The organism is Sanguibacteroides justesenii, assembly GCF_003204205.1.
In the GTDB taxonomy this organism is placed as follows: Bacteria; Bacteroidota; Bacteroidia; order Bacteroidales; family Marinifilaceae; genus Gabonibacter; species Gabonibacter massiliensis.
Genome location: NZ_QJPL01000027.1, coordinates 1 through 602 on the forward strand (window position 1 = coordinate 1; position 602 = coordinate 602).

The window sequence follows — 602 nt, forward strand, 5'->3', positions numbered from 1 at the left end:
ACCCCATCATTTTTTACCCTGAAAAACTGCTGGTGTTTAGCGTGTACCCACTCCATCACGATACTATCCACGTCCACACCCCAGCGAGCGCTCCACGCTCCCGCTAAAGAGTCATAATCGACCTCCCCGTGACCGCGAAGGCTATCGAGACTGCCACGCCACACCTGCCGGGGGACGTGTATCGAGAAACGAGACCGCAAGTCTTCTGTTTTAAGATACAAGATCCACTCCCGCAAATCTTCCCGCAAACCGGGATCCGATAATATATCTTCCAGGGTATGCTCCAAAAAGTAATCAAGCATGAACGCCTGTTCCGAGAACGAGAAACTGTTAACAGGAGGTCTCCTGTTTTGTAAAAGTTCGAAAACCCTTCCTATAAACGGGTATTTTAAAGAATGTACCCAAACATTCCTATCGTTATCGAGAGACTTCACCCGGCTACCCGTGTAATACGGTTCTTTCACTTCATACCCGATTCCCCGTAACGGGTGACTATTATCAACCGGGCAATTGCCGCTGAACAAGGACTGGTACAAGGGGTTAAACACCGCGAAAAATTCATCCCCCGTCTTTACCTTTTCCCCCGTCACGACATCGAGCAT

At 49.2% G+C, this 602-nt stretch carries 1 protein-coding gene; it reads right to left on the minus strand.

Translation table 11 applies throughout. From position 1 onward, the window contains the following. Positions 1 to 602 (minus strand): hypothetical protein (locus tag DMB45_RS14775; protein ID WP_181416531.1); only part of this gene is annotated, 602 nt, incomplete at both ends.